23 protein-coding genes are annotated in these 26,261 nt (G+C 73.8%); 12 read left to right on the top strand and 11 right to left on the bottom strand.

Going from position 1 to position 26,261, the window contains the following annotated elements:
* The first annotated feature begins 14 nt into the window (after nt 1-14).
* Nucleotides 15-497 (top strand): GNAT family N-acetyltransferase, encoded by a 483-nt coding sequence (locus SXIM_RS20165; protein ID WP_046724815.1) that lies wholly within the window; start codon nt 15-17, stop codon nt 495-497.
* Nucleotides 498-581: 84 nt separating this feature from the next.
* Here the strand turns inward: SXIM_RS20165 and SXIM_RS20160 are convergent, their stop codons facing one another.
* Nucleotides 582-1,808, bottom strand: a complete 1,227-nt coding sequence (locus tag SXIM_RS20160) for a cytochrome P450 (RefSeq protein WP_046724814.1) — start codon at nt 1,806-1,808, stop codon at nt 582-584.
* Nucleotides 1,809-2,039: 231 nt separating this feature from the next.
* Nucleotides 2,040-4,058: a glycoside hydrolase family 31 protein gene (locus tag SXIM_RS20155; RefSeq protein ID WP_043177774.1), complete on the bottom strand. Its 2,019-nt coding sequence runs from the start codon at nt 4,056-4,058 to the stop codon at nt 2,040-2,042.
* A 73-nt stretch (nt 4,059-4,131) separates the two neighbouring features.
* Between SXIM_RS20155 and SXIM_RS20150 the strand changes: the two genes are divergently transcribed.
* On the top strand, nt 4,132-6,549 hold the full coding sequence (locus tag SXIM_RS20150) for a phosphoketolase family protein (protein WP_046724813.1): 2,418 nt from the start codon (nt 4,132-4,134) through the stop codon (nt 6,547-6,549).
* 12 nt (nt 6,550-6,561) lie between these two features.
* Here the strand turns inward: SXIM_RS20150 and SXIM_RS20145 are convergent, their stop codons facing one another.
* Both SXIM_RS20145 and SXIM_RS20140 read right to left on the bottom strand, forming a co-directional pair.
* Nucleotides 6,562-7,440 (bottom strand): helix-turn-helix domain-containing protein, encoded by an 879-nt coding sequence (locus SXIM_RS20145; protein WP_030733520.1) that lies wholly within the window; start codon nt 7,438-7,440, stop codon nt 6,562-6,564.
* 124 nt (nt 7,441-7,564) lie between these two features.
* Nucleotides 7,565-8,122, bottom strand: a complete 558-nt coding sequence (locus tag SXIM_RS20140; protein ID WP_107047026.1) for a DUF6328 family protein — start codon at nt 8,120-8,122, stop codon at nt 7,565-7,567.
* A 78-nt stretch (nt 8,123-8,200) separates the two neighbouring features.
* Between SXIM_RS20140 and SXIM_RS20135 the strand changes: the two genes are divergently transcribed.
* From SXIM_RS20135 to SXIM_RS20120, 4 genes are all read left to right on the top strand, one after another.
* Nucleotides 8,201-9,193: an NAD-dependent epimerase/dehydratase family protein gene (locus SXIM_RS20135; RefSeq protein WP_030733517.1), complete on the top strand. Its 993-nt coding sequence runs from the start codon at nt 8,201-8,203 to the stop codon at nt 9,191-9,193.
* Nucleotides 9,194-9,326: 133 nt separating this feature from the next.
* Nucleotides 9,327-9,884 (top strand): RNA polymerase sigma factor, encoded by a 558-nt coding sequence (locus SXIM_RS20130; RefSeq protein WP_046724811.1) that lies wholly within the window; start codon nt 9,327-9,329, stop codon nt 9,882-9,884.
* 682 nt (nt 9,885-10,566) lie between these two features.
* A complete protein-coding gene (locus SXIM_RS20125) occupies nt 10,567-10,758 on the top strand; it encodes a hypothetical protein (protein WP_046724809.1) in 192 nt (63 codons plus the stop codon).
* 73 nt (nt 10,759-10,831) lie between these two features.
* Entirely contained in the window at nt 10,832-11,683 is an 852-nt protein-coding gene (locus tag SXIM_RS20120; RefSeq protein WP_052385308.1) for a DUF3152 domain-containing protein, read from the top strand.
* Here SXIM_RS20120 and SXIM_RS20115 read toward each other — a convergent pair.
* From SXIM_RS20115 to SXIM_RS20090, 5 genes are read right to left on the bottom strand one after another with little or no spacing between them, the layout of a single operon-like run.
* Nucleotides 11,643-12,899 (bottom strand): L-histidine N(alpha)-methyltransferase, encoded by a 1,257-nt coding sequence (locus SXIM_RS20115; protein WP_052385307.1) that lies wholly within the window; start codon nt 12,897-12,899, stop codon nt 11,643-11,645. The two genes, SXIM_RS20120 and SXIM_RS20115, sit on opposite strands and share 41 nt — an antisense overlap.
* The gene (gene egtC / locus SXIM_RS20105; RefSeq protein ID WP_046724808.1) at nt 12,899-13,771 is read right to left on the bottom strand and encodes an ergothioneine biosynthesis protein EgtC; all 873 of its coding nucleotides are present in this window, start codon (nt 13,769-13,771) and stop codon (nt 12,899-12,901) included. The genes SXIM_RS20115 and egtC overlap by 1 nt, the downstream gene beginning before the upstream one ends.
* Entirely contained in the window at nt 13,771-15,159 is a 1,389-nt protein-coding gene (gene egtB, locus SXIM_RS20100; RefSeq protein ID WP_030733508.1) for an ergothioneine biosynthesis protein EgtB, read from the bottom strand. Before egtB ends, egtC begins: the two co-directional genes overlap by 1 nt.
* Complete coding sequence (egtA, locus tag SXIM_RS20095; protein WP_030733506.1) at nt 15,156-16,517, bottom strand: ergothioneine biosynthesis glutamate--cysteine ligase EgtA; 1,362 nt, start codon at nt 16,515-16,517, stop codon at nt 15,156-15,158. Before egtA ends, egtB begins: the two co-directional genes overlap by 4 nt.
* Nucleotides 16,514-17,104 carry a DoxX family protein gene (locus SXIM_RS20090; protein WP_046724807.1) on the bottom strand — a complete coding sequence of 197 codons (591 nt, stop codon included), beginning with the start codon at nt 17,102-17,104 and terminating at the stop codon, nt 16,514-16,516. Before SXIM_RS20090 ends, egtA begins: the two co-directional genes overlap by 4 nt.
* A gap of 145 nt (nt 17,105-17,249) precedes the next feature.
* Between SXIM_RS20090 and SXIM_RS20085 the strand changes: the two genes are divergently transcribed.
* On the top strand, nt 17,250-18,557 hold the full coding sequence (locus SXIM_RS20085; RefSeq protein WP_046724806.1) for an alpha/beta fold hydrolase: 1,308 nt from the start codon (nt 17,250-17,252) through the stop codon (nt 18,555-18,557).
* Nucleotides 18,558-18,566: 9 nt separating this feature from the next.
* On the opposite strand, the gene polX is transcribed toward SXIM_RS20085, so the two are convergent.
* Nucleotides 18,567-20,300: a DNA polymerase/3'-5' exonuclease PolX gene (polX, locus tag SXIM_RS20080; protein WP_030733502.1), complete on the bottom strand. Its 1,734-nt coding sequence runs from the start codon at nt 20,298-20,300 to the stop codon at nt 18,567-18,569.
* An 83-nt stretch (nt 20,301-20,383) separates the two neighbouring features.
* Between polX and SXIM_RS20075 the strand changes: the two genes are divergently transcribed.
* The gene (locus SXIM_RS20075; RefSeq protein WP_053116263.1) at nt 20,384-21,565 is read left to right on the top strand and encodes a site-2 protease family protein; all 1,182 of its coding nucleotides are present in this window, start codon (nt 20,384-20,386) and stop codon (nt 21,563-21,565) included.
* Between the two features lie 165 nt (nt 21,566-21,730).
* Nucleotides 21,731-22,453, top strand: coding sequence for a TetR/AcrR family transcriptional regulator (locus SXIM_RS20070; protein ID WP_030733500.1), 723 nt, complete (start codon nt 21,731-21,733; stop codon nt 22,451-22,453).
* Between the two features lie 122 nt (nt 22,454-22,575).
* On the opposite strand, the gene SXIM_RS20065 is transcribed toward SXIM_RS20070, so the two are convergent.
* The gene (locus SXIM_RS20065; protein ID WP_030733498.1) at nt 22,576-23,859 is read right to left on the bottom strand and encodes a YeeE/YedE family protein; all 1,284 of its coding nucleotides are present in this window, start codon (nt 23,857-23,859) and stop codon (nt 22,576-22,578) included.
* Nucleotides 23,860-24,142: 283 nt separating this feature from the next.
* On the opposite strand from SXIM_RS20065, the gene SXIM_RS20060 reads away from it, so the two are divergent.
* The 3 genes from SXIM_RS20060 (at nt 24,143) to SXIM_RS20050 (ending at nt 26,181) form a co-directional block, all read left to right on the top strand.
* On the top strand, nt 24,143-24,676 hold the full coding sequence (locus SXIM_RS20060) for a CHAP domain-containing protein (RefSeq protein ID WP_030733497.1): 534 nt from the start codon (nt 24,143-24,145) through the stop codon (nt 24,674-24,676).
* Between the two features lie 31 nt (nt 24,677-24,707).
* Complete coding sequence (locus SXIM_RS20055) at nt 24,708-24,980, top strand: hypothetical protein (protein WP_046724805.1); 273 nt, start codon at nt 24,708-24,710, stop codon at nt 24,978-24,980.
* 76 nt (nt 24,981-25,056) lie between these two features.
* Nucleotides 25,057-26,181 carry a C40 family peptidase gene (locus SXIM_RS20050; protein ID WP_053116262.1) on the top strand — a complete coding sequence of 375 codons (1,125 nt, stop codon included), beginning with the start codon at nt 25,057-25,059 and terminating at the stop codon, nt 26,179-26,181.
* Nucleotides 26,182-26,261: the final 80 nt, after the last annotated feature.

The raw sequence follows: 26,261 nt of genomic DNA, 5'->3' as shown, positions 1-26,261 counted from the left end.
GCACACTCCCCCGCATGGTGCGTCTGCACATCATCACGTCGGATGACTGGCCGCTGTGGCAGGAGGTCCGCGTCGCCGCGCTGACCGATGCGCCGTATGCCTTCAAGGCCCGGCTCGCCAACTGGGACAGGGGCGGCCGGGAGCAGTGGCGTGCTCGTCTGGATCTGCCCGGCTCCCACAACGTCGTCGCGCTGCGCGGAGACCTGCCCGTGGGCATGGTCAGAGGCATCCGCGGTGACCGCGGGACGAGCGAACTCAGGTCGCTGTGGGTCAGCCCCGCGGCACGGGGTGAGGGTGTCGGAGACCGGCTGATCGAAGCGGTGGCGTATTGGGCACGGCAATCGGGCGCCACCACACTCGGGCTCGCGGTGATCCCGGGAAACGCGTCCGCCATCGCCCTCTACCGACGCAACGGATTCGTCGCCACCGGAGAGCTGGGGGAGCTGTTGCCCGACGGTGTGACCAGGGAGCAGGTATTGGCCAGGAGGCTTCCCTGATCCGTGTCACTTCCAGACGCCCGCACAGGCCACTTCTCGTGGCTCCGCCCCGCCGACCGCACGGTCGGCGGGGCCGCCTTTCCGCTACCAGGCGACGGGCAGTTCGTGGAGGCCGTTCATGAAGTGACCCTGCTTCCACTTGAGTTCGTTCTCGGGGACGCCGAAGCGCAGGTCGGGGAAGCGCTCGGTGAGGGCTTCGAGGACCACCTGCAGCTCGACCCGGGCCAGATGGGCGCCGATGCAGAAGTGCGGGCCCTGGCCGAAGCCCAGGTGCGGGAGCCCGTTGCGTTCGAGGTCGAGGCGGCCGGCGTCCGGGTAGACGTCGGGGTCGCGGTTGGCGGCGGCGATCACCGGGATGACGGCCTCGCCGCGGCGGACGGTCACCCCGCCCAGCTCCAGGTCCTCGGTGGCGTAGCGGGGGAAGGAGAAGCCGCTGAGGATCGGCACGTGGCGCATGAGTTCCTCGACGGCGGCCGGGATCTGCTCCGGCTTGTCCACCAGGGGCTGGAGCCGTTCGGGGCGGGCCAGCAGCATGGCCGTGAAGTTGGCGATCTGGTGGGCGGTGCTGACGAAGCCGGCGCTGAGCAGGTCGGAGGCGAGCGCGTGCATCTCGATCTCGGTGATCCGGCCCTCCTCGTCGCAGGCCCGCACCAGCATGCCGAACATGTCGTCGGTGGGGCGGGCGCGGCGCTCCTCGACCATGGCGCCCATGTAGGCGGTGAACTCCTGGTAACGCCGGATGAGGTCGTCGGGCGTGGTGTCGTTCGACAGGATCGTCTCGGCCCAGCCCCAGAACAGGTGGTGGTCGGGCTCGGGCACGCCCATCATCTCGCACACCACGGCGGTGGGCATCGGCACGGCGAGGTGGGCAACGAGATCGGCGGGGGACCCGGCGGCCTCCATGCGGTCCAGACACTGGTCGGTCAGCTCCCGCACCCGCTCGCGCAGCTTCTCCACCCGGCGCGGGGTGAAGTCCCGGCCCAGGACGGAGCGCAGCCGGGAGTGCTGCGGGGGGTCGAGGGAGAACAGGCCATTGCCGACGCGGGCCCCGGCCCGGGTGCGTGGCTGGTCCTGGCCGAGGGAGGCGACGATGGAGAACCGGGAGTCGGACAGCACGGTCTTCACATCGGCGTACCGGATGGCGAGATAGGCGTCGTCGCCGTACGGGAGCCGGACCTTGGTGAGCCGCTGCTGGTACAGCTCGTGGTAGACGGGGGGAAACTCAAGGCCCGTCGAGGGGAAGGGGAAGGTGAGGAGTTCCTGCTGCTCCGGGTGCTCCGACGGTGCCTGCTGTTCCTGCTGTCCGGGCATGGGGGCGGTGTTGCCTTTCGTGGCTGGGACATGGTGAGGGCGTGTGCCGGCCGGCACGGTGGCGGAGGGGGAGGGGCACCGGTGCCCGTGGGACGACGGGCCGGCTGGGATGCCGGGCGGCACACGCCCTGTCCAGCATGCGGTTCCGGGCACCGCCGACGGGCGCTCGGACCACCAAGATCACTCCATTGAGCGAGCGTGCGCATACATTGCGTTACGCGCGCCGGTGCTTCACAGTCCTATTTCCCGCCCGGCGCGCACATAGCCGGGGAACTCCGCCGGCCCGCACCGCACTTCCCGCCAGCCCGGCCCCGTCAGGGAGCCCTCGCCCAGCAGTTGCCGCCACTCCCCCGGCGGCACGTACAGATCGCGGCGCCCGCCCCGCTCCAGCACCGGGGCCACCAGCACGTCAGGACCCAGCAGGTACTGCAACTGCGCGTCGCGGGCGCACCGGTCCTCGGGGAAGGCGAGCGGCATCGGCCGCATGAGGGGCATCCCGCCCTCCGTGGTGGCCTCGGCGGCGCAGCCGACGATGTACGGGGCGAGCCGGTGCCGCAGCCGGCACGCCGCGATGGCGGCCGACCGTACCGGCTCGGGGTAGGCGGTCGGCTCCCTGCGCCCCATCCCGTGGAACCGCATGATCGGGGAGAACGCCGCCCACTGCACCCACCGCCCGTACAACTCGGGCTCCACGTCCGTGGGTACGGCGTCCGGTGTCATCCGCCGCCGCACCACGGAGGCCGCTTCGAAGGACTCGGGCGTGTAGTAGCCGCCCGCGTCATGGGTGACCACCGAGCAGCCGCTGAGCGCCATGGACTCCACGGCGCGCACCGTGGACGCCAGTCCGCTCCAGCTGGAGGGCATGTCACCCGCCCAGTGCGCCGGGTTGCGTTGCGAGCCCGCCGTGCCCGAGCGGGCGATCGCCGTGAAGTCCCCGGCGCGGGCGCGCAGTCCCGCCTCGCGCACCACCTCCTGGTAGATCAGCCCGTAGGCGTTGCGCAGTTGCGAACCCCGGCTGCCGTCGGCGAAGACCGCGTCGGCGGGGATCTCCTCGCCGAAGTCGGCGAGCACGGCGCTCGCGTGTTCCTCGCGCAGCGCGTCGGCCAGCCGCTCGCACCACCATTCGCGGGCCTCGGAGTGGGTGAAGTCGACGACGAGGGAGTCCGGGTTGTCGGCGGTGGGCGCCGGGGCGCCGTACACGTCCCGGACGAGGTAGCCGCGCCGGGTCAGTTCGTCGCCCAGCGGAGTGCCGCGTTTGACGTACGGGTTGATCCACAGGCTGGTGCGCACCCCGCGCTGGGCCAGCTGCCGGGACCAGTCCCGCGGAAAGCGGCGCCGGTCGGGCCCGTACGTCCAGGCGGCGGCCTCCAGGACGTTGCCGGCCAGCCACTCGTCGACGTGCATGACGTCCACCGGGCAGCCGGCGGCCTGGAGTTCGTCGACGGTGCGGACCATCTCGTCCGCGGTGAAGTAGGAGGAGCGGCTCATCCACACCCCGAACGCCCAGTCGGGCAGCGGGTGCGGACGGCCGGTGAGGGTGAGGTAGCGGTCCAGGATGGTGGGGGCGTCGCCGCTGATGAGGAAGAGGTCGAGGTCATCGCCCTCGATCTCGATCCGGGCGGCTTCGGCGTGGGTGGCGCCGATGTCGGCGTCGACGGGCCCGCCGGTGTGCGCGAACAGGCCCCAGCCGGCGTCCGACCACAGCAGCGGCACATTGAGGTAGGCGGTGTCGCGCCCGGCGGCGCGGTTCTCCTCGGTGTTGCGCAGGGTGCGGCGCCGGCCGCGCAGGTCGATGCCCTGGTAGCTCTCGCCGCCGCCGTAGACGCAGTGGCCCGGGTTGAGGTGGATGGTCTCCACCCAGGAGGCGGTGCGGTGGTGCCGGGTCGCGGGCCGGTAGCCGGAGCGGAACGGCGCGATGCCGGCCTCGGGCTCGCTGAAGCGGTGGTAGGTGCCGAAGTGGAAGCCCTGCCCCGACCCGCGTTCCCACAGCGCCCGCACGCCGGGCCCGGTGATCTCCACCCCCTCGGGTGTGGCGTGCAGCCGCGCCGGGCGGCGGGGGGCGTCCAGCAGCACCGGCGAGTCGTGGTGGTGGACGGTGGCGGGGCGGTCGGCGAGCCGCAGCCGCAGTACCCCGTCCAGCGGAACGGTGCACTCGACGCGGACGGTGGCCCCGGAGGCGAGCGTCACCCGCAGGAACGGGCCGTCCGCCTCCGGACCTGCGGCCGCGTACGGGTCGGTGTGCCTCGACATCCGCCGCGGGTACCCGGCCCCCAGGGGCGAAAACCGGCGTTTGAGGCGCACCCGGCCCGGCTACCCGGTGCGCATGACACTCACGGTGGAACGGCGCGCCGCCGTCCTGGGCGCGGACGAGCTGGCGGCCTTGGACGCGCGCTGGCGGGCGGCGAACTATCTGACCGCCGGGCAGCTGTACCTGCTGGGCAATCCGCTGCTGACGGAGCCGTTGCGGCCCGAGCACATCAAGCCGCGCCTGCTGGGACACTGGGGCACCTCACCCGGTCTCAATCTGCTGCACGCGCACCTGAACCGGGTGATCCGGGCCCGCGACCTGGACGCGATGTGCGTGTGGGGCCCCGGGCACGGCGGCCCCGCGGTGGTGGCGGGGACCTGGCTGGACGGCACCTGGAGCGAGGTCTACCCGGATGTGCCCCGGGACGGGGCGGGGATGGCCCGGCTGTTCCGGCAGTTCTCGTTCCCCGGCGGGGTTCCCAGCCATGTGGCGCCCGATGTCCCCGGCTCGATCCACGAGGGCGGCGAGCTGGGCTACAGCCTGGCGCACGCGTACGGGGCGGCGCTGGACAATCCGGGGCTGCTGGTGGCGTGCGTGATCGGGGACGGGGAGGCGGAGACCGGGCCGCTGGCCGGCTCCTGGCACGCGAACAAGTTCCTGGACCCGGTGCACGACGGGGCGGTGCTGCCGGTGCTGCACCTGAACGGCTGGAAGATCGCCAACCCGGCGGTGCTGGCCCGGCTGCCCGAGGAAGAACTGACACAGCTGCTGCGCGGGTACGGCCACGACCCGCTGTTCGTCTCCGGCGACCGGCCCGAACTCGTCCACCGGGAGCTGGCCGGGGCGCTGGACGAGGCGGTGGAACGGATCGGCCGGCTCCAGCGCGCGGCACGCGGCGGCGCGGCGGGCGGGGTGCGGGAGCGCCCCCGGTGGCCGGTGATCGTGCTGCGCACGCCCAAGGGCTGGACCGGGCCCGACGAGGTGGACGGGTTGCCGGTGGCCGGGACCTGGCGCTCCCACCAGGTGCCGCTGGACGGGGTGCGCGAGAACCCGCGTCATCTGCGGCAGCTGGAGACCTGGCTGCGCTCGTACCGCCCCGAGGAGCTCTTCGACGAGCTGGGCCGGCCCCGGGACGCCGTACTGGCCCAGGTGCCGCAGGGCACCCGGCGGCTGGGCAGCACGCCGCACGCCAACGGCGGGCTGCTGCTGCGGGAGCTGCCGGTTCCGCCGCTGGAGGCCGCCGCGGTGAAGGTGGCGCGGCCCGGCAGCACGCTGCACGAGCCGACCCAGGTGCTGGGCACGCTGCTGACCGAGCTGATGCGGGCCACTGCGGCGCGCCGCGACTTCCGGCTGATGGGCCCCGACGAGACTGCGTCCAACCGTCTTGACGCGGTGTACGAGGCCACCGGCAAGGAGTGGGAGAGCGCGGTGCTGGAGGTGGACCGGCATCTGGAGCACGGCGGCCGGGTGATGGAGGTGCTGTCGGAGCATCTGTGCCAGGGCTGGCTGGAGGGCTATCTGCTCACCGGGCGGCACGGCCTGTTCTCCTGCTACGAGGCGTTCGTCCACATCGTCGACTCGATGGCCAACCAGCACATCAAGTGGCTGCGCTCCGCGCGGCGGCTGCCGTGGCGGGCGCCGATCGCCTCCCTGAACTATCTGCTGACCTCCCACGTGTGGCGGCAGGACCACAACGGCTTCTCGCACCAGGACCCGGGCTTCGTCGACCATGTGCTGAACAAGAGCCCGGAGGTGGTGCGGGTCTATCTGCCGCCGGACGCCAACACGCTGCTGGCCTGCGCCGATCACGTGCTGCGCAGCCGGGACTACGTGAACGTGGTGGTGGCCGGGAAGCAGCCGTGCTTCGACTGGCTGGATCTGGAGAGCGCGCGGGCACACTGCGCGCGCGGCGCCGGGATCTGGGAGTGGGCCGGCACGGAGTCGGCGGGCACCGGGCGGGAGCCGGACGTGGTGCTGGCCTGCGCCGGGGACGTCCCCACGCAGGAGACGCTGGCGGCGGCGTGGCTGCTGCGCCGGGAGCTGCCTGGGCTCTCGGTGCGGGTGGTCAATGTGGTGGACATGGCGCGGCTACTGCCCGCCGAGGAGCATCCGCACGGGATGTCGGACGGTGAGTACGACGCGCTGTTCACCCGCGACCGGCCGGTGATCTTCGCGTACCACGGCTATCCGTGGCTGATCCACCGGCTGACGTACCGGCGGGCCGGGCACGACCAGCTGCATGTGCGCGGCTACCGCGAGGAGGGCACGACCACGACGCCGTTCGACATGGTGGTGCGCAACGATCTGGACCGCTACCGGCTGGTGATGGATGTGATCGACCGGGTGCCGGGGCTCGCGGTGCGGGCGGCGGGCGTACGGCAGCGGATGGCGGATGTGCGTTTCCGGCACGAGCGGTGGATCCGGGAGCACGGCGACGATCTGCCGGAGGTGTCCGGCTGGCGGTGGGACGACGGCGAGGGCGGTGGATCGTGACCGGCGGGCCGGTCACAGGACGTTGCCCGCCTCCTTGATCAGCCGGAGCGACTGCTGCTGGTCGAGGGCGCTGGAGAGCAGGTCGCTGAAGGCGTCTGCGTACTTCTCCACGTCGTCGGGGCGGCGGGTGATGCCGGAGCCGGCGAGGTTCTCCAGGTAGACGATGGGTCGCATGCCCGGCTGGCGGAAGCGGATCACCACGAACGGGCCGCTCATCCCGGCGTGCGCGCCCGCGCTGAACGGGACGACGAGCACCCGGATGTGCGGCTGCCCGGCAGCCAGCGAGGCGATGTGGTCGAGCTGGGCGCGCATCACCTCGCGACCGCCGACCGTACGCCGCAGCACCGCCTCGTTGAGGATGGCGGTGAGCTTGGGGGCGCCCTCGCGGCACAGCACCTCGCTGCGGGTCATGCGCACGGCGGTGAGGCGCTCGACCTGGTCGGCGGAGAGGTCGGCCGGGCCCAGCCGGTGGACGGCGCGGCTGTACTCCTCCGTCTGCAACAGCCCCGGCACGTACTCGGACTGGTAGCTGTGCAGCTGGGCGGCGCTGGCCTCCAGGGCCAGGTACGCCTGGAAGCCCGGTGAGATCACCGAGCGGTACTCGGGCGACTGCCACCAGTCCTTCTTGGTCTTGGTGACCACGGCGTAGCTCTCCAGGCGGGCGGCGGTCTCGGCGTCCGCCTGGTACAGGCGGCACAGCAGCATGACGTCGGAGGGCTTGACGACGCCGTCGCTGCCGGTCTCCAGACGGGTCATCTTGGAGGCGGCCCAGTGGAAGCGGCGGGCGACCTCGCCGGCGGTGAGGCGGGACTCCTCGCGCAGCCGGCGCAGTTCGGTGCTCAGGTGCAGCCGGCACAACGCGGGTGACGCGGATTCGATGGTGCGGACCATGCGGCCTCCTCGGTATGTGCCGGGCGTGCCTCGCGGTCGCGGTACGGAATCCGCGCCGGAGTGCTTCCGGGAGTATGCCGAGGCGCCGCGCGATTCTTCCAACGGATTGCGAGGGAACAGCAGTTCAGGTGTGATGCCGGGGCGGCCGGCCAGGACGCCGGGCGCGGAATTCCGTGCCGTGCATTCGGCGGCGGTGGCCGGGGCGCGGCGGCAGCCGGCGGGCGAGCACGGCGGGCAGCAGCAGCCACAGCCCGGCGCACGCGGCGAAGGCACCGGCCGCGGCGATCACCCCGGCCGTACGGGAGACCACCACGTCCACCACCAGCAGGAGCGCGCCGGTCAGGGCGAGGGCGAGCGTCACCAGGCCGAGGGCGGCCAGGCGGGAGGAGACCTCGACGATGCGCCGCTTGGCGCCGCGCCGGAACAGCGCCCGGTGCAGCGCGGCGGGGGCGGTGAACAGGATGCTCGCGGCCATCGCCAGCAGCAGCGTGGTCAGGTACGTGCCCCGCTGGAAGGCGTCGAGCACCGGGAAGCGGGCGGTGAAGACGAGGGTGAGCAGGAAGGCGAAGAGGATCTGCACGCCTGTCTGGGTGACCCGCAGCTCCTGGAGCAGTTCGGCGAAGTTGCGGTCGTCGCGCTCGCGCGGGGTTTCCCTCCTGCTGTGGGCCGGTGCTCCCTCCATGACAGCCATTCTTCCGTCCCCCGGCCGGGCCCGCAGGCGCAGCGCGCGGCGGTCTGCGGCAGGATGCCTCGCATGCGTATGCGGATTCTGGTGCTGGGCGGGACATGGTTCCTGGGGCGCGCGGTCGTCGCGGAGGGCCTGCGGCGGGGGTGGGAGGTCACCACCTTCAACCGAGGCCTGTCCGGGGCCGACGTCCCCGGCGTGCGGCCGGTGCGCGGGGACCGCGGGCGGGTCGCCGATCTGCGGCGGCTGGCGAGTGAGGGGCCCTGGGACGCGGTGATCGACAGCTCGGCCGCCGACCTCGACCCGGCGGCGGTCGCGGCGGGCGCCGAGGCGCTGGAGCCGGTGGCCGGACGGTATGTGTTCGTCTCCTCCGTCAACGCCTACCGGGGCTGGCCGGCCGAGCCGCTCACCGAGTCCAGCGAGCTGTTCGCGCCCGCCGGGACGGGGTACGGGCCGCGCAAGGCCGCCGCCGAGCGGGCGGTGGGCGACCGGTTCGGCACCGGGCGCACCGCGGTGCTGCGGCCCGGCGTGATCCTGGGCCCCGGCGAGTACGTGGGCCGGCTGCCGTGGTGGCTGCACCGGGCGCACCGGGGCGGGCCGATGCTGGCGCCCGGCAGCCCCGGGCGGACCATCCAGCCGGTGGACGTTCGGGATGTCGCCGCCTTCGCCCTGCGGCTCGCGGGCGCCGCGGGCCCGGTCGGCGGGGCGTACAACGTGGTGGCGCCGATCGGGCGGGAGACGATGGGCGGGCTGCTGCACGACTGTGTGACGGTCACCGGGCGGCGGGCCGAACCGCGCTGGGTGGCGAGCGAGGTGCTGCTGGCGCACGGGGTGCGGCCGTGGACCGAACTGCCGCTGTGGCGGGCGATCGACGGCGGCTGGGAGGTGGCCTCGGACGCGGCGCAGGCGGCCGGGCTGATGTGCAGGCCGCTGGCGGAGACGGTGATGGACACCTGGGCCTGGCTGAACGGCGGCGGTCTTCCGGTGGACCATCCGCGCCGGGCCCAGCACGGGATCGACCCGGCCAAGGAGGCGGCGATCCTGGCCTCGCCGGGCGGGGCCGGCTGACGGAGTGCCCCGCCCGCCCGGGCCCGGAGCCCGCGCGCCGCGCCGCCCCTTCGCGTGTTTCTCCCCGCACCGGGCCCGCCGATGCAACCTTTCCGGCGGGCGCTCCGTGGTGGGGGGTGAAAGGGGGGCCTGAATGCGCCGCCACGAAGAACAGCACTTCCGGGACTTCGCAGCACAGGAGGCCGCCGCACTGCGCCGCACCGCCTACCTGCTGTGCGGGGACTGGCATCTGGCGGAGGATCTGATGCAGAGCGTACTGATCAAGGTGTACCGGCACTGGTCACGGCTGGAGCGGCGCGACGCGTTGCAGCCCTTCGTCCGGCGGGTGCTGCTGCGCACCTGGCTGGACGAGAAGCGCAAGCCGTGGCGCCGGGCCGAGCAGAGCTTCGCCACCCTGCCCGAGGTCATCGACCCGGCACCGGGCCCCGACCAGGCCGCCGACCGGATGCACACCCGGGCCGTGGTGCGGCACGCGCTGCTCCAGCTGCCGCCGGGGCAGCGGGCCGCCCTGGTGCTGCGGTTCTTCGACGATCTGTCGGTCTCCGACACGGCCGCCGCGATGCGCTGTTCCGAGGGCAACGTCAAGAGCCAGACGGCACGCGGTCTCTCCACGCTGCGCCGGCATCTGGGCCTGAACCGCAACCCGCAGCCGGCCGCCGGCGGCGTGTGGCAGCACGGGTGGGCGTCATGACGGAACGGGGCCAGGAGGAGGTCCGCCACATCCTGGCGAACGCCACGGCGGACGAGCCGCCGCTGCGGCTGGACATGGACGAGCTGGTCGGACGGGCCCGCCGGGAGCGCAGACGGCGGCGCACCCTGGTGGGCACGGTGGCGGCCACCGCCGTCATCGCCGTGTCGGGCACGCTGCTGCCCGCCCTGCTGTCGCCGTCCCCGCCGCTGCCCCCGCCGGGGCCCGCCGCCCCCGACGCCCCGACGACGGCCCCTGCGGCCACCCCCGACGCCGTCGAGCCGGATCCGGTGGACCCGGAGTCGGCGCCGGCGTCCGGGCTGTGGCCCGCACCGGCACCGGTGGACTACGACCGGGACGCGTTCGCGGCGGTGTCGGCGTACGCCACGCACCGGCTGGCGTCGGTACCGGACGCCATCGGGGACGGGGGCGCGGACGCGGACGGGGAGGGCTTCACCCTCGGCGCGCTCACCGACCGCAGCGTGTATCCGGGACGGGGACAGAAGGTCTTCTCCTGGCACTTCACCGCGGCGCTGCGCACCGCGCGGGGGAGTTCACCCTCGGCATCCGCCTGGACAGCCACTCCACCGCCTTCCCGGAGCCGCTGTCGTGTGCTCCCGGGACCGCCAAGGACGGACCGTGCCGGATCGGGGAGCCGCAGGCGCACTCCCTCCCCGACCCGGCGGTGGGCGGGGACGGGGACGGGGACGGGGCCAAGCCCTCGTCCCGGATCGAGATCGCGGGGGTGGTGTCGACCCTGGAGTTCCGGCTCAGCGACTTCCAGAGCGTCACCGTCACCGTCACCGGCGACCAGCGGACCCCGGTGCCGCTCACCCAGGGCCAAATGGATGACATCGCCCGCCGTCTCATCGCATAGCGCTACCAACGGGCAGTCGACAAAGAAGAGTATCGGTGACGGCTCGTCGACCGAGGGACGGTGAACGCCCCCCATGAAATCCCCTCAGCGCAGACTGCGGATCGGCTGGTTCCTGGGTGCCTCGGCGGCCTCGGCGGTGATATTCCTCGCCCTCGCCGGACCGTCCGCGGGACTGCTGCCCGAGGAGACGCACGGGGCGAAGAACGGCACCGGGGACCGTACCGTCGAGGCGTCGGCGCCCCGGCCCGGCCCCCGGGGCGGCGCCACCCCCGCCCCCGGGCGGGAGGACGCCGGGCAGCGGGACGCCGACACGGCCGGGTACGAGGAGCTGCTGGAGACGGTCATCGAGATCGACCCGGGGCTGACCGGTTCCGGCCGGCTGGACCCGGTGCCCGGCAGCGACCCGGCGGCCGAGCCGGACGCGACCCGGGTCTACCGCTACCGGGTCGATGTGGAGCGGGGCCTGCCGGTGGACCCGGAGTTCTTCGCCGAGGTCGTGCACCGCACCCTCAACGACCCGCGCAGCTGGGGCAACGACGGGCAGCGCGGCTTCGCCCGGATCTCCGCCGGTTCCCCGGACTTCGTCATCACCCTGGCCAGCCCGGGGACGACCGCCGAGTGGTGCGCCAAGGTCGGCCTGGACACCTGGGAGGACAACGTCTCCTGCGACGTGGCCTACACCGAGCGCGTGATGATCAACGCGTGGCGGTTCGCCCAGGGCTCGGAGACCTTCGGCGAGGACATCGCCGGCTACCGCCACATGGTGATCAACCACGAGGTCGGTCACCGCCTCGGCCACGGCCACCACATCTGCACGAAGGAAGGCGCGCTCGCCCCGGTGATGATGCAGCAGACCAAGACCCTGACCACCCCCGGCACCGGGGTCAGCTGCCGTCCGAACCCGTGGCCGAACCCGGGGAAGTGACCAGCAGCATCGCGAAACGGTCCTGCGGATCGGTCCACCAGTGGTCCACCGCGAGACCCGCCGCCAGCAGTTCCTCGGTGAGGGTGGCCCGGCGGAACTTGGTGGAGATCTCCGTACGCGTCTCCTCGCCCCGGCCGAAGTCCACCGTCATGCCCAGCGCCGGGATCCTGACCGTCTGGGAGAAGCGGGACCACAGCCGCATCTCCATCCGCTCCTCCTCCTCGTTCCACACCGCGCGGTGGTCGAAGTCGTTGAGGTCGAAGTCCGCCCCCAGCTCCCGGTTGAGGACCCGCAGCACGTTCTTGTTGAACTCCATGGTGACGCCCTGCTCGTCGTTGTAGGCGCGGCGCATCGTGGCCGGGTCCTTCACCAGGTCCACGCCGAGCAGCAGGGCGTCGTCCGGTCGCATCAGCGCGCGCAGTTCGGCGTAGAAGGCGGCGCGGCGGGCCGGGTCGAAGTTGCCCAGGGTGCTGCCGAGAAAGGCGATCAGCCGGGGCCCCGGCAGCTCGGGAAGCACCAGACCGGTGTCGAAGTCGGCGACGGTGGCGTGCACCCGCAGCTCCGGATAGTCCCGGCACAGCGCGTCGCCCGCCTCCTGAAGGGCGCTCTCGCTCACATCGATGGGGGCGTACAGCTCCAGCGTCCCGGCGGGCACCGCCGGGGAGCCGGCCGCCGGCGGGACGCTCGCCCCGTTCCCGGCGTCGTCGGCGACCGGCGCGTCCGCGGTCATGGTGTCGGTGCCCGGGGCGGCCGGCTCCGCGCCCCGCTCCTCCGCCGCGCGCCCCTCCCCGGCCAGGCCCTTGCGGCGTTTCCTCCCGCCCCGCCCCATGGCCCGCGGCAGTCCCAGGGCCACGTCCATGGCCGTGCCCAGGTGCGGCCCCGCCGGGCCCGCCGCGGCCACCCCGCTCAGCGCGTCCACCAGCATCCGGGTCTTGCGCGAGGAACCCGAACCCAGCTCCACCAGGACGCGGGCCGCGGTGAGTTCGGCGATCTCGGCGGCGCGGGCCCGCAGGATCTGCCGCTCCGCCCGGGTCAGGTAGTACTCGGGCAGCCGGGTGATGCGGTCGAAGAGTTTGCTGCCCCGTTCGTCGTAGAACCACTTGGGCGGCAGCGTCTTGGGCGTGCCGGACAGGCCACCGCGTACGTCCTCGGCCAGCGAGGTGGCCCGGTGATCGGCGGGCAGCAGGTTCTCCAGGGTGAAGCGCGGGGTCTCCATCACGGGTTCGTCCCTTCCACGGTGAGCAACGGTTCGGGTGCCGGGGCGTGGGCGCCGGAGCGGGCACGGCCCCGGCCGGGGCCGGCGGCGGGCCCGGGCGGCAGCGGGGCGCTGCGCACCCCGGCCCGGGTCGCCAGCACCAGCGAGCCCTCCGGGATCTCCCGCCAGTCCCCCGCTCCCCCGCTGGTCAGCCCGGGGGTGGGTTCGGAGGCGACCAGCACCCGGCCCGGAGTCTGCGCGTACCACAGCGAATCGCCGTGCCGGGTGGCGATGACGGTGTCCCCGTCGGTGAGCAGCAGGTTCAGCCGGGCGGCGGGACGTACGGCGGCGACGGCCGTCACCAGCTGGGCCACCGCGTCCACCGGCGGCCGGCCGGCGTTCAGGGCGCGCGCCAGCAGGGTCCACAGCAGGGCGGAGTCGCAGCGCCCGGCCCCGGCGAGCAGATCGGCGGAGGTGATCGCACCGGCGGCCGGGCCCAGATCCTGGGGCAGCCGCTCCCAGGCGTCGACGGCCCCGTTGTGGGAGAACAGCCAGCGGCCCGAGCGGTACGGGGCGGTCACCGCCTCGTCGGGGCTGCTGCCGGGGGTGGCCGAGCGCACGGCGGCCAGCACGGCGGTGCTGGAGATGGCGGCGGTCAGTTCGGGCAGGTTGCGGTCGTTCCAGATCGGCAGGGCCCGCCGGTAACGGGCCGGCTCACCGCCGTCGTGCGGATCGCCCGGGTACCAGCCGATGCCGAACCCGTCGGCGTTGACCGTGCCGTGCAGCTGCTTGCGCGGCGCCCAGGACTGCTCGTACAGGCTGCCCGGCGGGGCGGTGAGCAGCTCGGCCAGGGAGATCGGGGCGATGCCCAGGTAGGCGAGGTGGCGGCACATCAGGGTCTCCCCTCGTCGGCGGGCGCGGCGTCCCGGCAGGTGCGGAAGCCGGCGAAGATCTGCCGGCGGACCGGGTGGTCCCAGTTGCGGAAGGTGCTGCGGCAGGCCACCGGGTCGGTGGCGAAGGAACCGCCGCGCAGCACCTTGTAGGCGCTCGCCGCGCCGGGCGCGGGGAAGAACACCTCGCTGTACTCGCGGTACGGGAAGGCCGCGAACCCCGGGTACGGCGTGAAGTCGGAGGCCGTCCACTCCCACACGTCGCCCAGCAGCTGGCGCGCCCCGCTGGGTGCCGCGCCCGCCGGGTACGAACCGGCCGGGGCGGGCTGGAGATGGCGCTGCCCGAGCCCGGCCTGCCCCGGCTCGGGGCCGTCGTCGCCCCACGGGTAGCGGGTGCCGCGCCCGGTGGCCGGATCGTGCCGGGCGGCCTTCTCCCACTCGGCCTCGGTGGGCAGCCGGCGGCCGGCCCAGCGGGCGTACGCGTCGGCCTCGTACCAGCACACGTGCAGCACCGGCTGCTCGGGCGGTACCGGCTCCACGCGGCCGAAGCGGCGCCGGTACCAGGACCCCGACGCGCCGTCCCGCCGCCAGAACCGGGGCGCCTCCAGCCCTTCGCGCCGCCGGTGCTCCCAGCCGTCGGGGTGCCACCAGCGGGCGTCGTGGTAGCCGCCCTCCTCGATGAACCGCTGGTAGGCGGCGTTGGTGACGGGCACGGTGTCGAGCCAGAAAGGCGGCAGTTCGACGGTGTGGGCGGGCCGCTCGTTGTCCAGCGCCCAGGGGTCGGTGCTGGTGCCCATGGTGAACGGGCCGCCGGGCACCAGGACCTCGGCCGGCAGGGTCGCGGCGTCGGAGGGGGCCGGCGGGGGCGGCGGCGCGTCCAGGACGGGCGGGCCCGAGCGCAGTTGGTGGGTGGCGAGCATGGTCTCGTCGTGCTGCTGCTCGTGCTGGGCGATCATGCCGAAGACGAAGCCGCGGCGCAGCAGCGGGTCCTGCTCCTGGTCCGCGGCGCGCCCGGAGATGGCGTCCAGCACCTCCAGGGCCTGTTCGCGGACCTCGCCCAGGTAGCGGCGGGCCCGGTCGGGGCGCAGCAGCGGCAGGGCGGGCCGGTCGGCGCGCGGATGCCGGAACGCGTCGTACAGGTCATCGAGGTCCGGGCGCAGCGCCGGGCGGCCACCGGCCCGGCGCACCAGCCAGATCTCCTCCTGGTTGCCGATGTGCGCCAGGTCCCAGCCCAGCGGCGACATCAGCGGCGAGTGCTGGGCCATGAGCTCGTCGTCGTCCAGGCAGTCGGTGAGTGCGAGGGTGCGGCGCCGGGCGGCTTCCAGGACGGCCTGCGGGGCGAGGACGTCGGCGTCGTGCGCGCGGTCGCGGGGCAGGGTGTACTCGCTCATGGCCGGAACCGCCCCTCGATGGGCGGATCGGCCGGCCGGTCGGCCTGGTGGGTGGTGTGGTGCCGCTGGACACGGCGGGCGGGGGCGGCGGCCGTCCGGTCGGGGTCGGGATGGTCGTCGGCGGGGCACCGGCCGCGCCGCGGGTAGCGGTCGGCGAAGTCGGCGAGCACGCGGCGCAGCCCGGCGGCGTGCGGATCGCGGGCCAGGGCCCGGTCGGCGGCGGCGAAGCAGGCGCGGGCGGCGCGGCCCAGTTCCGGGTCGGCGGGGCCGCGCTGGGCGGCGCGCAGCCACACGGCGGCCGGCGGGTGCGCACGGCCGCCGGTCAGCGGCTCGGTGGCGGCGTACGCGGCCTCGGCGGCGACGGGGTCGTCCATGAGCACGGCGGCCAGGACGAGCGGGACCACCCAGCGGTCGCCGCTCTGCGCGTCCACCATGCGCAGTTCCAGCCAGCCGCGCGGGCGGATCGGCGGGAACAGGGTGCTGAGGTGGTAGTCGAGGTCGTCCGCGCGCGGCCGGTGCTCGCCGAGCGCGCCGCGCAGCCAGGAGCGGAACGTCACGCCGCCCGGCGCGTCCCAGCCGGCGGGCGGGGTGCGGCGTACGCACATCAGCTGCGCGTCCAGCGCGTAGCGGGTCCACACGGCGCGCGGGTCGGCGTCGGTGGGGTGGTTGTCGGGCGGGCGGGTCCTGGTGGGGTCCATCCGGGCCCACACCGCCTGCCGGGTCGACACCCAGCCGGTGCGGCGGCCGCGCCACAGCGGGGAGTTGGCGAACGCGGCGAGCAGCACCGGGCCCAGCCGGTGGGCCAGCCGCCAGCGGTAGCGGTAGCCGGCCGGGCCGGTGGACTCGTCCCCGGCGTCGAGGTTGATCTGGACGGAGGCGGTGGCCCGCATCATCAGCCGGCCCCACGGGCCGACCCGGTCGAAGTAGGACTCCATGGCGCCGTAGCGGGGGTCGTGCAGCACCCGGGGCGGGTCGCGGAAGGGCTCCAGGCCCAGGCCGCCGGTGGTCAGGCCCTCGCCGGCCAGGGCGGAGCGCAGCACGGTCAGGTCGGTGGCGGTGGCGCGCACCGCCTCGATGAGGGAGGCGGCGGGAGGGGTGGACAGTTCGATCTGGCCGCCGGGCTCCCGGGTGAGCCGGCTGCCGCCGGGCAGCGCGGTGGACCCGGGCTGCTCCAGCGCGGCGAGCGCGGCGTCGACGCGGCGGGCGGGGACGACGCGGCGCGGCTCGATGCGGTCGTGGACGAGCCACTCCAGTTCGACGCCGACGCGTCCGGGCGGGCCGGTGGTGAAGCAGGCGCCGCCGATGCGGGCCTCGGCGTCGGCCTCCCGCAGGGGGACGGCGGCGGGTGCGGTGGTCATGACGTCTGCCCTTCGTCCTGGTGCGGGTGCTGATGCGGGTGCCGGTCCTGGCCTTGGTCCTGGTCCTGGCGCAGATCCCTCCGCTGGAGAACGGCGGCACGCCGACGCAGCACCGCGCAGGTGGCGGCCGTCGTCCCGAGAAAGGCGAGGGCGGCCAGCCGGGGCCGGTTCAGGCGGTGGCCGGTGAGATGGTCGGCGGAGTACCGGCCGGGCCCGGAGACCCCGAGCGCGGCGGCGGCCCAGCCGAGGAACGCGGGGAACTCGTAGCCGCCTGCCAGTGCGAAGAACCCGGCCGGCGCGTGCACGGCCGCAGCCCCCGCCATCGCCCCGGCGGCCACCGCGCCGGCGACGGGCGTGGCCAGGCCGGCCGCGAGCAGCGTGCCGCTGACCACCTGGCCGCCCCCGGCCACCAGCGCGCTGGGGCGGCCGGGGCGGAACCCCATCCGTTCCATGCCGACGGAACTGGCGGCGAGACCGGGCCCGCCGAACCAGCCGAACACGATCTGCGCGCCGTGTGCGAAGAGCACCCCGCCGGTCCCGGCCCGGAGGACCAGCAGCCCGGCGTCCTGCCGCCGCGAACGCCCCATTCCCACTCCTTGTCTGACAAACCCCTCGCTCAGTCTCGGCGCCGCGACCGCTCAGCGCCGCCGTAGCTGACCCATCCGGGCGGGGTGTGCGGAAAGGGGGGCGAAGTGGTGCCATGGAAGAGGGGAGCGCGAGGAGGTGTGAGCCATGACGTTCGTGAACCGGCTCGACGCGGGACGGCGGGTGGCCGCCGCCGTGGCCCATCTGCGGGACGAGGACGTGGTCGTCATCGGCCTGTCCCGGGGTGGGGTGCCGGTCGCCGCCGAGGTCGCCAAGGCCCTGTGGGCGCCGCTGGACGTGGGAGTGGTGCGCAAGCTGGGCGTGCCGTTCCAGCCGGAGGTCGCCATGGGGGCCATCGGGGAGGACGGTGCCCGGGTCATCAACGACCAGGTGATCCGCGGCGCGCACATCACCGACCGTGAGCTGGCGGACGTGGAGCGTACGGAGCGCGTCGAGCTGGAACGGCGGGCCCACATCTACCGGGGCGGAGCGCGGCGGCTGTCGCTGCGCGGCCGGACGGCCCTGGTCGTGGACGACGGCATGGCCACCGGGGCCAGCGCCCGCGCGGCCTGCCGCTCGGCGCGGGAGCGCGGGGCGGCGCGGGTGGTGCTCGCGGTGCCGGTGGCGCCGCCGGACTGGACGAGCCGGGTGGGGCGCGACGCGGACGAGATGATCTGCCCGCAGACCCCGGTGGACTTCGCGGCGGTCGGGCAGTTCTACGAGGACTTCGCGCCGACGACGGACCGGGAGGTCATCGCGTGCCTGCGGCACGCCCGTCCGGAGCCGGGCGGCATCCCGGTGGAGGACCTGGCGGGCGGACAGCGCACGTTGAAGGGTGAACTGCTGGTCCCGGTGGGCGCCACCGGGGTGGTGATGTTCGTGCACGGCAGCGGCAGCAGCCGGCTCAGCCCGCGCAACCGCATGGTCGCCGAGGCCATGCGGCAGGCCGGCTTCGGGACCCTGCTGTTCGACCTGCTGACGGGCGAGGAGGAGTCCGACCGCGCGAACGTCTTCGACACCCGGCTGCTGGCCCGCCGGTTGCGCGAGGCGACCGACTGGCTGCGGGAGCGCCATCCGGAGCTGCCGATCGGCTACTTCGGCGCCAGCACCGGCGCGGCGGCGGCGCTGTGGGCGGCGGCCGAACGGGACGACGACGCGATCGCGGCCGTGGTCTCGCGCGGCGGGCGCCCGGACCTGGCGGGGCCGCGCTTGTCGGCGGTCAGGGCACCGACGCTGCTGATCGTCGGCGGGCGGGACGAGACGGTGATCGAACTGAACCGCCGTGCGCAGGAGCGGTTGCGCTGCGAGACCCGCCTGACGGTCGTCCCCGGGGCGACCCACCTCTTCGAGGAGCCCGGCGCCCTGTCGGAGGTCGCGGAACTCGCCCGTGACTGGTTCCTGGCCCACCTCCCAGGGGCGGCGGGCGGCAGCGGCGCGGTGGAAGAGGCGGCCTAGCCGTACTGACTAGCCGCGCCGTTTGCGGGACAGGAAAGCCTTCAGGCGCTGCCACGTCCAGGTGTTGATCACGTCGTCCGGGGTCAGCCAGCCGCGCTGCGCGGTGCCCACGCCGTAGCGGGTGTGCGCCAGGTGAGTGGTGGAGTGGGCGTCGCTGTCGATGGCGAAGACCGCTCCGTAGTGCTTGGCCCGCAGGATGTGCTCGTCGTTCAGGTCCAGGCGGTGCGGGTGGGAGTTGATCTCCAGCGCCGTCCCGGTGCGGGCGCAGGCCTCGAAGACCGCGTCCAGGTCGGCGTCGATGGGCGGCCGGCGGCCGATCTGGCGGGTCGTCGGGTGGCCGATGATGTTGATGTACGGGTTCTCGCACGCCCGGATCAGCCGCCGCGTCTGCGCCGTGCGGTCCAGGGTGAAGTGCGAGTGGATCGAGGCCACGCACAGGTCGAAGTCCGCCAGGAACTCCCCCGGCCAGTCCACTTCGCCGTCCGGGTCGATGTTGAGTTCCGTGCCGTGCAGCAGCCGCAGCTTCCGGTGGCGGGCGGCCAGCGCACGCAGCTCTTCGCGCTGCCGCAGGATCTTCTCGTCCGTCATCCGCTGCATGTACAGCTTGGGGGCGTGGTCCGTCACCGCGTAGTACGTGTAGCCGCGCCCCGCCGCCGCGGCGACCATGTCCGCCAGGGAGGACAGCCCGTCGGTGAGGTCGGTGTGGGTGTGCAGATCACCGCGCAGGTCGGCCTCGGTGACCAGGTCCGGCAGTTCGCCGCGCAGCCCCGCCGCGACCTCGCCCCGGTCCTCGCGCAGGGTGGGCGGAATCCAGGGGAGGCCGAGCGCCGCGTAGATCTCCTCCTCGGTCCCGGCGGCCTTTCTGCGCCCCGACTTCGCGTGGAACAGGCCGTACTCCGAGAGCTTCAGCCCTTTGCGGACGGCGATTTCCCGGGTCCTGATGTTGTGGGCCTGCGAACCGGTGAAGTATTGCAGCCCGGCGCCCCAGGAATCGGGGGGCAGCACGCGCAGGTCGAGTTGCAGGCCCTTCACCGTACGGACCGATGTCTTCTTCTCGCCGTGCGCGATCACCTCGGCCGTGTGCGGCAGGGCGATGAACGCGTCCATGACCGCGGCGGGTTCCTCCGAGGCGACCAGGATGTCGATGTCGCCGATGGTTTCCCGCATCCGCCGCAGCGAGCCCGCGTACACGCACCGCCGCGGGTCACAGCCGGTCGCCTCGCGCAGCGCGGTCACCGTCTCCTCGGCGATGTCCGTCGCGGCGCTCAGCAGGATGCGGTCCCCGGCCTGCTGCATGAGTTCCACCCCGTGCAGGATGTTGTCCTGCGTCTTGCGGCCGAAGCCCTTCAGGTCCCGCAACCGGTCCTGCTCGATGGCCCCCACCAGCGCGTCGATCGAGGAGATGCCCAGTTCCTCGTAGAGCAGCATGGCCTTCTTCGGGCCCAGGGTGGGGATGGTGATGAGTTCGCGGACCCCGCCGGGGATGGCGGCGCGGCGTTCGTCCACCGTTTTCATGTGGCCGGTGCGCAGATACTCCTCGACCTTGTCGGCGATGGACTTACCGACACCGGGAATCTCCCGCAGCCCTTTGCCGTCCAGACGCGAGATGTCCGTGTGGTAGCCGCCGACGGCGCGTGCCGCCTTTTCGTAGGCGCGTGCCTTGAACGCGTCTCCGCCGGTGATGGCGAGCAGGTCGGCGTACTCGTTGAGCAGCGCCTCGACCTCCTCATTGGGCCGGGCCACGATTCCGAGTCTAGGCAGGTGCGTGGGTTTTCGCAGTGCGGGTACCCGGCCGTTTCCTGACCGGGTACGGAAGGAGGCAGGCCGTGCGGGCGACCTTCCCGCTGGGGCGGATTCTCGGGATCAGGGTCGGAGTGCACTGGAGTGTGGTGCTGATCTTCGCCCTGATCGCGTTCGGGCTCGCGGCCGGGCGGCTGCCGCAGACCCACCCCGGGCACGCGTGGCCCCTGTACACGCTGATCGGCCTCGTCACCGCCGTGATCTTCTTCGCCTCGCTGCTCGCGCACGAGCTGGCGCACGCGGTGGTGGCCCGGCGCAACGGGGTCGCGGTCGACGACATCGTGCTGTGGCTGCTGGGCGGGGCCACCCGGATCCGTACGGAGGCGCCGAATCCCGGCGCCGATCTGCGGATCGCCGGGGTCGGGCCGCTGGTGAGCCTGATCCTGGGCGGGGTGTTCGCGCTGCTGGCGTGGCTGCTGTACGCCCTGTCCGGGTCAGGTCCCGTGGTGGAGGGCGTGGTCTGGCTGGCGGCGATCAACATCCTGCTCGCGGTCTTCAACGCCATCCCGGCCGCCCCGCTGGACGGCGGGCGGCTGCTGCGGGCGTTCTTGTGGCGGCGCGGCGGCGACCGGCTGCGGGCGACGGAGGGCGCGGCACGGGCCGGGCAGGTCTTCGGCTGGCTGCTGGTGGCGTTCGGTCTGGTCTCCTTCCTGTTCACGACCTACTTCGGCGGGCTGTGGCTGGCGCTGATCGGCTGGTTCCTGGTGATGGCCGCCTCGGCGGAGGGCCGTCAGGCGCGGCTGCGGGAGGTGCTGGCGGGCGTGCCGGTGCGGCAGACGATGTCACGCGAACCGGTGACCGTACCGGCCGGGATGCGGGTGTCGGAGTTCCTGTCGGATGTGCTGATGCGCTCACGCCACTCGGCGTTCCCGGTGGTGGAAGTGGTGCCGGAGGGCGGGCCCGGCCGGCCGGTGGGTCTGGTGACCCTGGAGCAGGCGGGTCAGGTGCCGGCGCAGGAGCGGGAATCCACGACGATGGCGGAGATCATGCAGTCGATGGAGAACACGCAGGTGGTGGGGCCCGATGAGCCGATCTCCGATGTGCTGCCCCGGATGGAGAACGGTGCCGCGCGGCGGATCGTGGTGGTCGACGACGGCGTGGTGGTGGGGATGCTGTCGCCGTCGGATGTGAGCCGCATGGTGCGGATGCTCACGTCGCAGCAGGGGCATCCGGCGCCCGGCGGGTGGGGGCAGGGGCCGGGCGGCTAGGTCGGGGACGAGAAACGCGCCGGTCAGGGGTGGGAGCGCTTCCATTCCTGGCGCCCCCTCAGGTCGCCACTGGGCGCGGGTATGTCACGAGAGAGGGTCCGCCGGCTGCACCGGGGATCGGAACCGGGGCCCCTGACACCCTTTCAGCGGACTACTCTTCAGGTTATGAACAGCCGCCCCGCCCTCACCGGACCGGCCTATCGCAGACTCAGCATCGAGGAGCGTCATGCACAGCTGATCGCCAGCGCCCAGCGGCTGTTCGCCCGCGCCCTGCCCGAGGATGTCTCGCTGGACGACGTGGCCCGGGAGGCCGGTGTCTCCCGGCCGCTGGTCTACCGCTACTTCCCCGGCGGCAAGCAGCAGTTGTACGAGGCGGCCCTGCGCAACGCCGCCGAGCAGTTGGAGGAGTCCTTCGCCGTACCGCAGGAGGGGCCGCTCAGCCGGCGGCTCGGGCAGGGCCTGGACCGTTATCTGGCCTTCGTCGACCAGCATGACGAGGGCTTCGTCGCGCTCCTCAAGGGCGGCAGCGTGGTGCGCACCTCCCGCACCTCCGCGATCGTGGACCGGGTACGGCTCGCCGCCGCCCGGCAGTTACTCCTGCACATGCAGGTCGCCGAGCCGGGGCCACGGCTGCTGATGGTGGTGCGCACCTGGATCACCACGGTGGAGGCGGCCTCGCTGATCTGGCTGGACGAGGAAAAGGAGCCCGAGCTCGATGAGCTGCGGGACTGGCTGATGGACCAGTTCGTGGCCCAGTTGCTGGTGACCGCCGGCCGGGACGAGCAGACCGCGAGTGTGCTGCGCGGGGCCGCAGCGCTGGAGCCGCCGGGCGGCCAGCTGGAAGGGCTCATCGAGCGGACGTTCAGCGTCATGTCGCCCAGCGGCTGATACCGGGAGACCGGTCGGGGGGGCGGCGCGGCGAGGGGCCGGACGCCACCCCCACGGGTCGGGTTCGAGGTCGGGACGGGAAGCGGATGCGGATGCGGAACAGCTCCGGGAGCGGCCCCGGTTCAGCAGACGCTGTCCTTCGGCCGGGGGTTGGCCAGACCGAACACCGGCCGCAGCTTCAGCCCGGCCCAGGTGCCCAGCAGGGCGACCGCGCCCCAGATCCAGCCGTGCAGACTGCCGGAGGCGATGCCCGCCAGGTAGGCGCCGATGTTGCAGCCGCCGGCCAGCCGGGCGCCGATGCCCATCAGGATGCCGCCGAGTACCGCCGCCAGCGCCGTCCGGGCGGGTATGCCCCGGTGCAGGGCCCAGGTGCCGCCGAGCGCCGCCGCCACACCGGCGCCGAGCATGATGCCGATGTCGGTGAGGCTGTTCTTGTCGGCGAGCACCGGATTGCCGTACGTGCCCTGCTGCTGCCAGAAGCTCCAGTTCTCCGGGCTCCCGCCGAGCGCACCGACGATCTTGGAGCCCCACAGCGCGAAGGCGCTGGTGATGCCCCAGGCGCCGCCCGAGACCAGCAGCACTCCGGCGCCCAGCACCGCCAGCACCAGGGCGCCGGCCGCCAGCGGCCACGAACCGCGCACCGTACGGGCCAGGCCCCTGGAGGTGGGCACCACGCCCACCGGCGGCGGGTTGCGGCGGGCCTGGACGAACCGGGTGAGGGCCACGATCGCGCCGAGCGCGGCGAGCGTGATGGCCCACGATCCGAGCCAGCCGACGTGGTCGGAGAGCAGCACCGCGTCGTAGGCGGGCAGGTCGCGCCACAGGTCGAACTGCCAGGCGGCGAGGGTGGAGCCGACGATGAAGCCGCCCAGGGTGAGCACGATGGAGGACTGTCCCGAGCCGACCGCGAACAGCGTGCCGGAGGCGCAGGCGCCGCCCAGTTGCATGCCGATGGCGAAGACGAACGAGCCGATCAGCAGCCCGAGCCCGATCTTCCCGGCGGACGGCGCGGGCACCGAGCCGAACAGCCCGGTGCCGGTGCCGATGATGACCGCGAACAGGGTGGCGGTGGTGCCCAGCAGCAGCGCGTGGGCCCGCAGCCCCGCGCCGTTGCCGACCGCCACCAGCTGGCGCCAGGCGGAGGTGAAGCCGAACCGCGAGTGGAAGAGGGCGAAGCCCAGACCCAGACCGAGCAGCAGCAGGACGCCCTGCTGGGCGCCGTGCTCGGACCACACGTAAGCGGTGAGGGCGGCGCCGATGACGCCGAAGGCGGCCAGCGGGCCGCGGCGCACCGACGGGGCCTCGGGGGCGGGCGGCGTGGGGAGGGAGGTGGGAGCGGGGGTGAGCCAGGTGGTGGCGGGGAGGGTCCGCGGTCCGGGTTCGGCCTCGGGCGGGGCGGTGGTCACAGTGGTCTCCGGGTCGTACGGGGCGCCCGCGCCGCCGGGCGACGGCGGCGGTGCGAGGGGGAGCGGGGCGCGAAAGGAGCGGCGGGGGGGGTGCGCGGGGGCCGGGAAAGGCGTCAGCGGCTACACAGACCGTCGTCAACGCACCAGGCCGAGTTCGCGAACAGCGCGAGGCGCAGTTTGCGGGCGGGTGCGGACATACGGACGAGGGTAGGCTTCGGCGCCCGCTCAGGGGAAGGGGTGGTGACGGTCATCACCCCGCACGGGAAGGAGCTGGTCACCCTCTATGCGCAAGCCCCGTACGGTCCGCCGCCGGATGGTGGCGACCCTCCTCGCGGTCACGGCGTTCACCTCCGCCGGCGTCACCACACTCCCCGCCACCACCGCGATGGCGGCATCCGCCACCGCGTCGGCCGCCACCCTCGCGGATTCCTTCCACTATCCGTGGCGGGGCGACAACCCCCGCAGCACGGACGGGCACGGCTACTACCGGGCGTCCTGCGTCTCGTTCACGGCCTGGGCGATACGGTCGGACGGCCTGGCGCGCCGGGCCTCGCCCGACTTCCTGGGCGACGCCGGCGAGTGGACGGCGCCGCGCACCACGGCCACGCCCCGGGTGGGGGATGTCGCGCAGTGGGCGGCCCACCACGCCGGGGCCGGCTCGGCGGGGCATGTCGCCTATGTGACGGCGGTGCACGGTAATGGCACGGTCGAGGTGCACGAGTACAACTGGCGCAGTTCGTTCAACAACCAGCAGCCGAACCGGCTGAACATCCGCACCATCCCGGCCTCCGAGCCCACCCGCTATCTGCGGTTCTGAGCCGGGACGGCCGGCTGGGAGACTGGCCGGTGTGAAGAGCGAGGAGACCGCGTTCGTCGGTGGGCCCCTGGACGGCCGTACGCTGCCCGTGCTGCTGGGGCCCACCGGCAAACCGCCGAAGACGTACGAGGTGCCGGTGCCGGACGCGGACGGCGGGCCGACCGTGGTGCACGTCTACCGGCTGGAGGCCGCCGGGTACACCAAGCGGCTGCGGGTGCCGCGCGGCTGGATGTACGTGTACGACCCCGAGGGCCGTCCGTCCGGCGGCCCGCGCTGGCCGTGGCGGCGCCGCTCTGCCCCCTGACGCACCGTAGCCGCCCGCTCACTCATCCGGACCTGTCCGGCGGGCCGCGCCCGCGTCGGCGGCCGATGATCGGGCCATGACGCTCAGGTCCCGGCCGCTGTTCTCCCTGGTGCTCGCCGTCCTCACCCTGGCCGCCCCGGTCGCCCGCGCCGAACCGGTGGACGCCGGTCCGCCGAGTGTGAGCGCGCTGCTGGCGGAGCTGCGCACGCTGTACGAGCGGGCCGGCGCGGCCACCGAGGCGTACAACGCGACGGAGGAGCGGCTGCGCGACCAGAGCGAACGGGTCGCGGAGCTGTCCCACGAACTGGCGGACACTCGTACGGAGCTGGCCGCCACGCATGAGGCGATCGGAGCGCTCGCCCGCGAGCAGTACCGGGGCGGTGGCCTGGTGCTCCCCGCCCACCTGCGGCTGCTGCTGGGCGCCGACCCGGAGCGTGAGCTGGCGGGCGCGGCCACCGTGGCCCGGGCGGCGGATCAGGCGGCGGCGACGCTGGAGCGGCTGGAGAACGGCGAGCGGCACGAGGGCGAGCTGGCCGGCGAGGCGCGGGCGGCGCTGGACGCCCAGCAGGCGCTCGCCCAGGAGCGGGAGCGGCAGCGGGACGAGGTGACGGAGCGTCTCGACGAGGTCGAGGCGCTGCTGGTGGGGCTCTCGGGTGACGAGCTGTCCGAACTGGCGGCGCTGGAGCGCTCCGAGACGCAGCGCGCCCAGGAGCGGCTGCTGGCCGGTGGCACGCTGGGTGAGGATCTGGGGCGGGCGCCGTCCGCCCAGGGTGCGAAGGCGCTGGAGTACGCGATCGAGCAGCTCGGCAAGCCGTACGAGTGGGGCGCGGAGGGCCCGGACTCCTTCGACTGCTCGGGGCTGACCATGCAGGCGTGGACGCTGGGGGCGGGGTTGGCCGTTCCGCGCACCTCGCAGCAGCAGTGGGGGGAGCTGGAGCGGGTGGAGCTGGACGCGCTGCGGCCCGGTGATCTGGTGGTGTACTTCGAGGACGCCACCCATGTGGGGCTGTACGCGGGGGACGGCATGGTGATCCACGCGCCGCGGCCGGGGGCCGAGGTGAAGGTGTCGCCGCTGGCGGCCAATCCGCCGCTGGGCGCGGTGCGTCCGGATCCGGGGGCGGAGCCGTTGTCGTCGTGGACGCCGCCAGACCTGCCCGCGTGGGCGAGCGAGGGTGCGGACAGCGGCTACGACCACGCGTGAGGCGCTTCTGCTGACCGTTGCTCCGGCCCGACCGGGCGGGGAGACCGGCCGGGTTGCCGCCCGCCCCGGGCCCGCCGGGG

The organism is Streptomyces xiamenensis, assembly GCF_000993785.3.
Taxonomy (GTDB): domain Bacteria; phylum Actinomycetota; class Actinomycetes; order Streptomycetales; family Streptomycetaceae; genus Streptomyces; species Streptomyces xiamenensis.
The sequence above is the reverse complement of the archived record's forward strand: the minus strand, read 5'-3'. Positions and strand labels throughout refer to the sequence as shown.

What these genes read in the sequence shown, in the direction of transcription:
- SXIM_RS20155 (WP_043177774.1), bottom strand. Translation starts at nt 4,058, where the DNA reads ATGTCGAGGCACACCGACCCGTACGCGGCCGCAGGTCCGGAGGCGGAC.
- SXIM_RS20120 (WP_052385308.1), top strand. Translation starts at nt 10,832, where the DNA reads ATGAAATCCCCTCAGCGCAGACTGCGGATCGGCTGGTTCCTGGGTGCC.
- egtB (WP_030733508.1), bottom strand. Translation starts at nt 15,159, where the DNA reads ATGAGCGAGTACACCCTGCCCCGCGACCGCGCGCACGACGCCGACGTC.
- SXIM_RS20140 (WP_107047026.1), bottom strand. Translation starts at nt 8,122, where the DNA reads ATGGAGGGAGCACCGGCCCACAGCAGGAGGGAAACCCCGCGCGAGCGC.
- SXIM_RS20070 (WP_030733500.1), top strand. Translation starts at nt 21,731, where the DNA reads ATGAACAGCCGCCCCGCCCTCACCGGACCGGCCTATCGCAGACTCAGC.
- SXIM_RS20115 (WP_052385307.1), bottom strand. Translation starts at nt 12,899, where the DNA reads ATGGAGACCCCGCGCTTCACCCTGGAGAACCTGCTGCCCGCCGATCAC.
- SXIM_RS20150 (WP_046724813.1), top strand. Translation starts at nt 4,132, where the DNA reads ATGACACTCACGGTGGAACGGCGCGCCGCCGTCCTGGGCGCGGACGAG.
- SXIM_RS20145 (WP_030733520.1), bottom strand. Translation starts at nt 7,440, where the DNA reads ATGGTCCGCACCATCGAATCCGCGTCACCCGCGTTGTGCCGGCTGCAC.
- SXIM_RS20085 (WP_046724806.1), top strand. Translation starts at nt 17,250, where the DNA reads ATGACGTTCGTGAACCGGCTCGACGCGGGACGGCGGGTGGCCGCCGCC.
- SXIM_RS20165 (WP_046724815.1), top strand. Translation starts at nt 15, where the DNA reads ATGGTGCGTCTGCACATCATCACGTCGGATGACTGGCCGCTGTGGCAG.
- SXIM_RS20060 (WP_030733497.1), top strand. Translation starts at nt 24,143, where the DNA reads ATGCGCAAGCCCCGTACGGTCCGCCGCCGGATGGTGGCGACCCTCCTC.
- egtC (WP_046724808.1), bottom strand. Translation starts at nt 13,771, where the DNA reads ATGTGCCGCCACCTCGCCTACCTGGGCATCGCCCCGATCTCCCTGGCC.
- SXIM_RS20160 (WP_046724814.1), bottom strand. Translation starts at nt 1,808, where the DNA reads ATGCCCGGACAGCAGGAACAGCAGGCACCGTCGGAGCACCCGGAGCAG.
- egtA (WP_030733506.1), bottom strand. Translation starts at nt 16,517, where the DNA reads ATGACCACCGCACCCGCCGCCGTCCCCCTGCGGGAGGCCGACGCCGAG.
- SXIM_RS20135 (WP_030733517.1), top strand. Translation starts at nt 8,201, where the DNA reads ATGCGGATTCTGGTGCTGGGCGGGACATGGTTCCTGGGGCGCGCGGTC.
- SXIM_RS20130 (WP_046724811.1), top strand. Translation starts at nt 9,327, where the DNA reads ATGCGCCGCCACGAAGAACAGCACTTCCGGGACTTCGCAGCACAGGAG.
- SXIM_RS20050 (WP_053116262.1), top strand. Translation starts at nt 25,057, where the DNA reads ATGACGCTCAGGTCCCGGCCGCTGTTCTCCCTGGTGCTCGCCGTCCTC.
- SXIM_RS20090 (WP_046724807.1), bottom strand. Translation starts at nt 17,104, where the DNA reads ATGGGGCGTTCGCGGCGGCAGGACGCCGGGCTGCTGGTCCTCCGGGCC.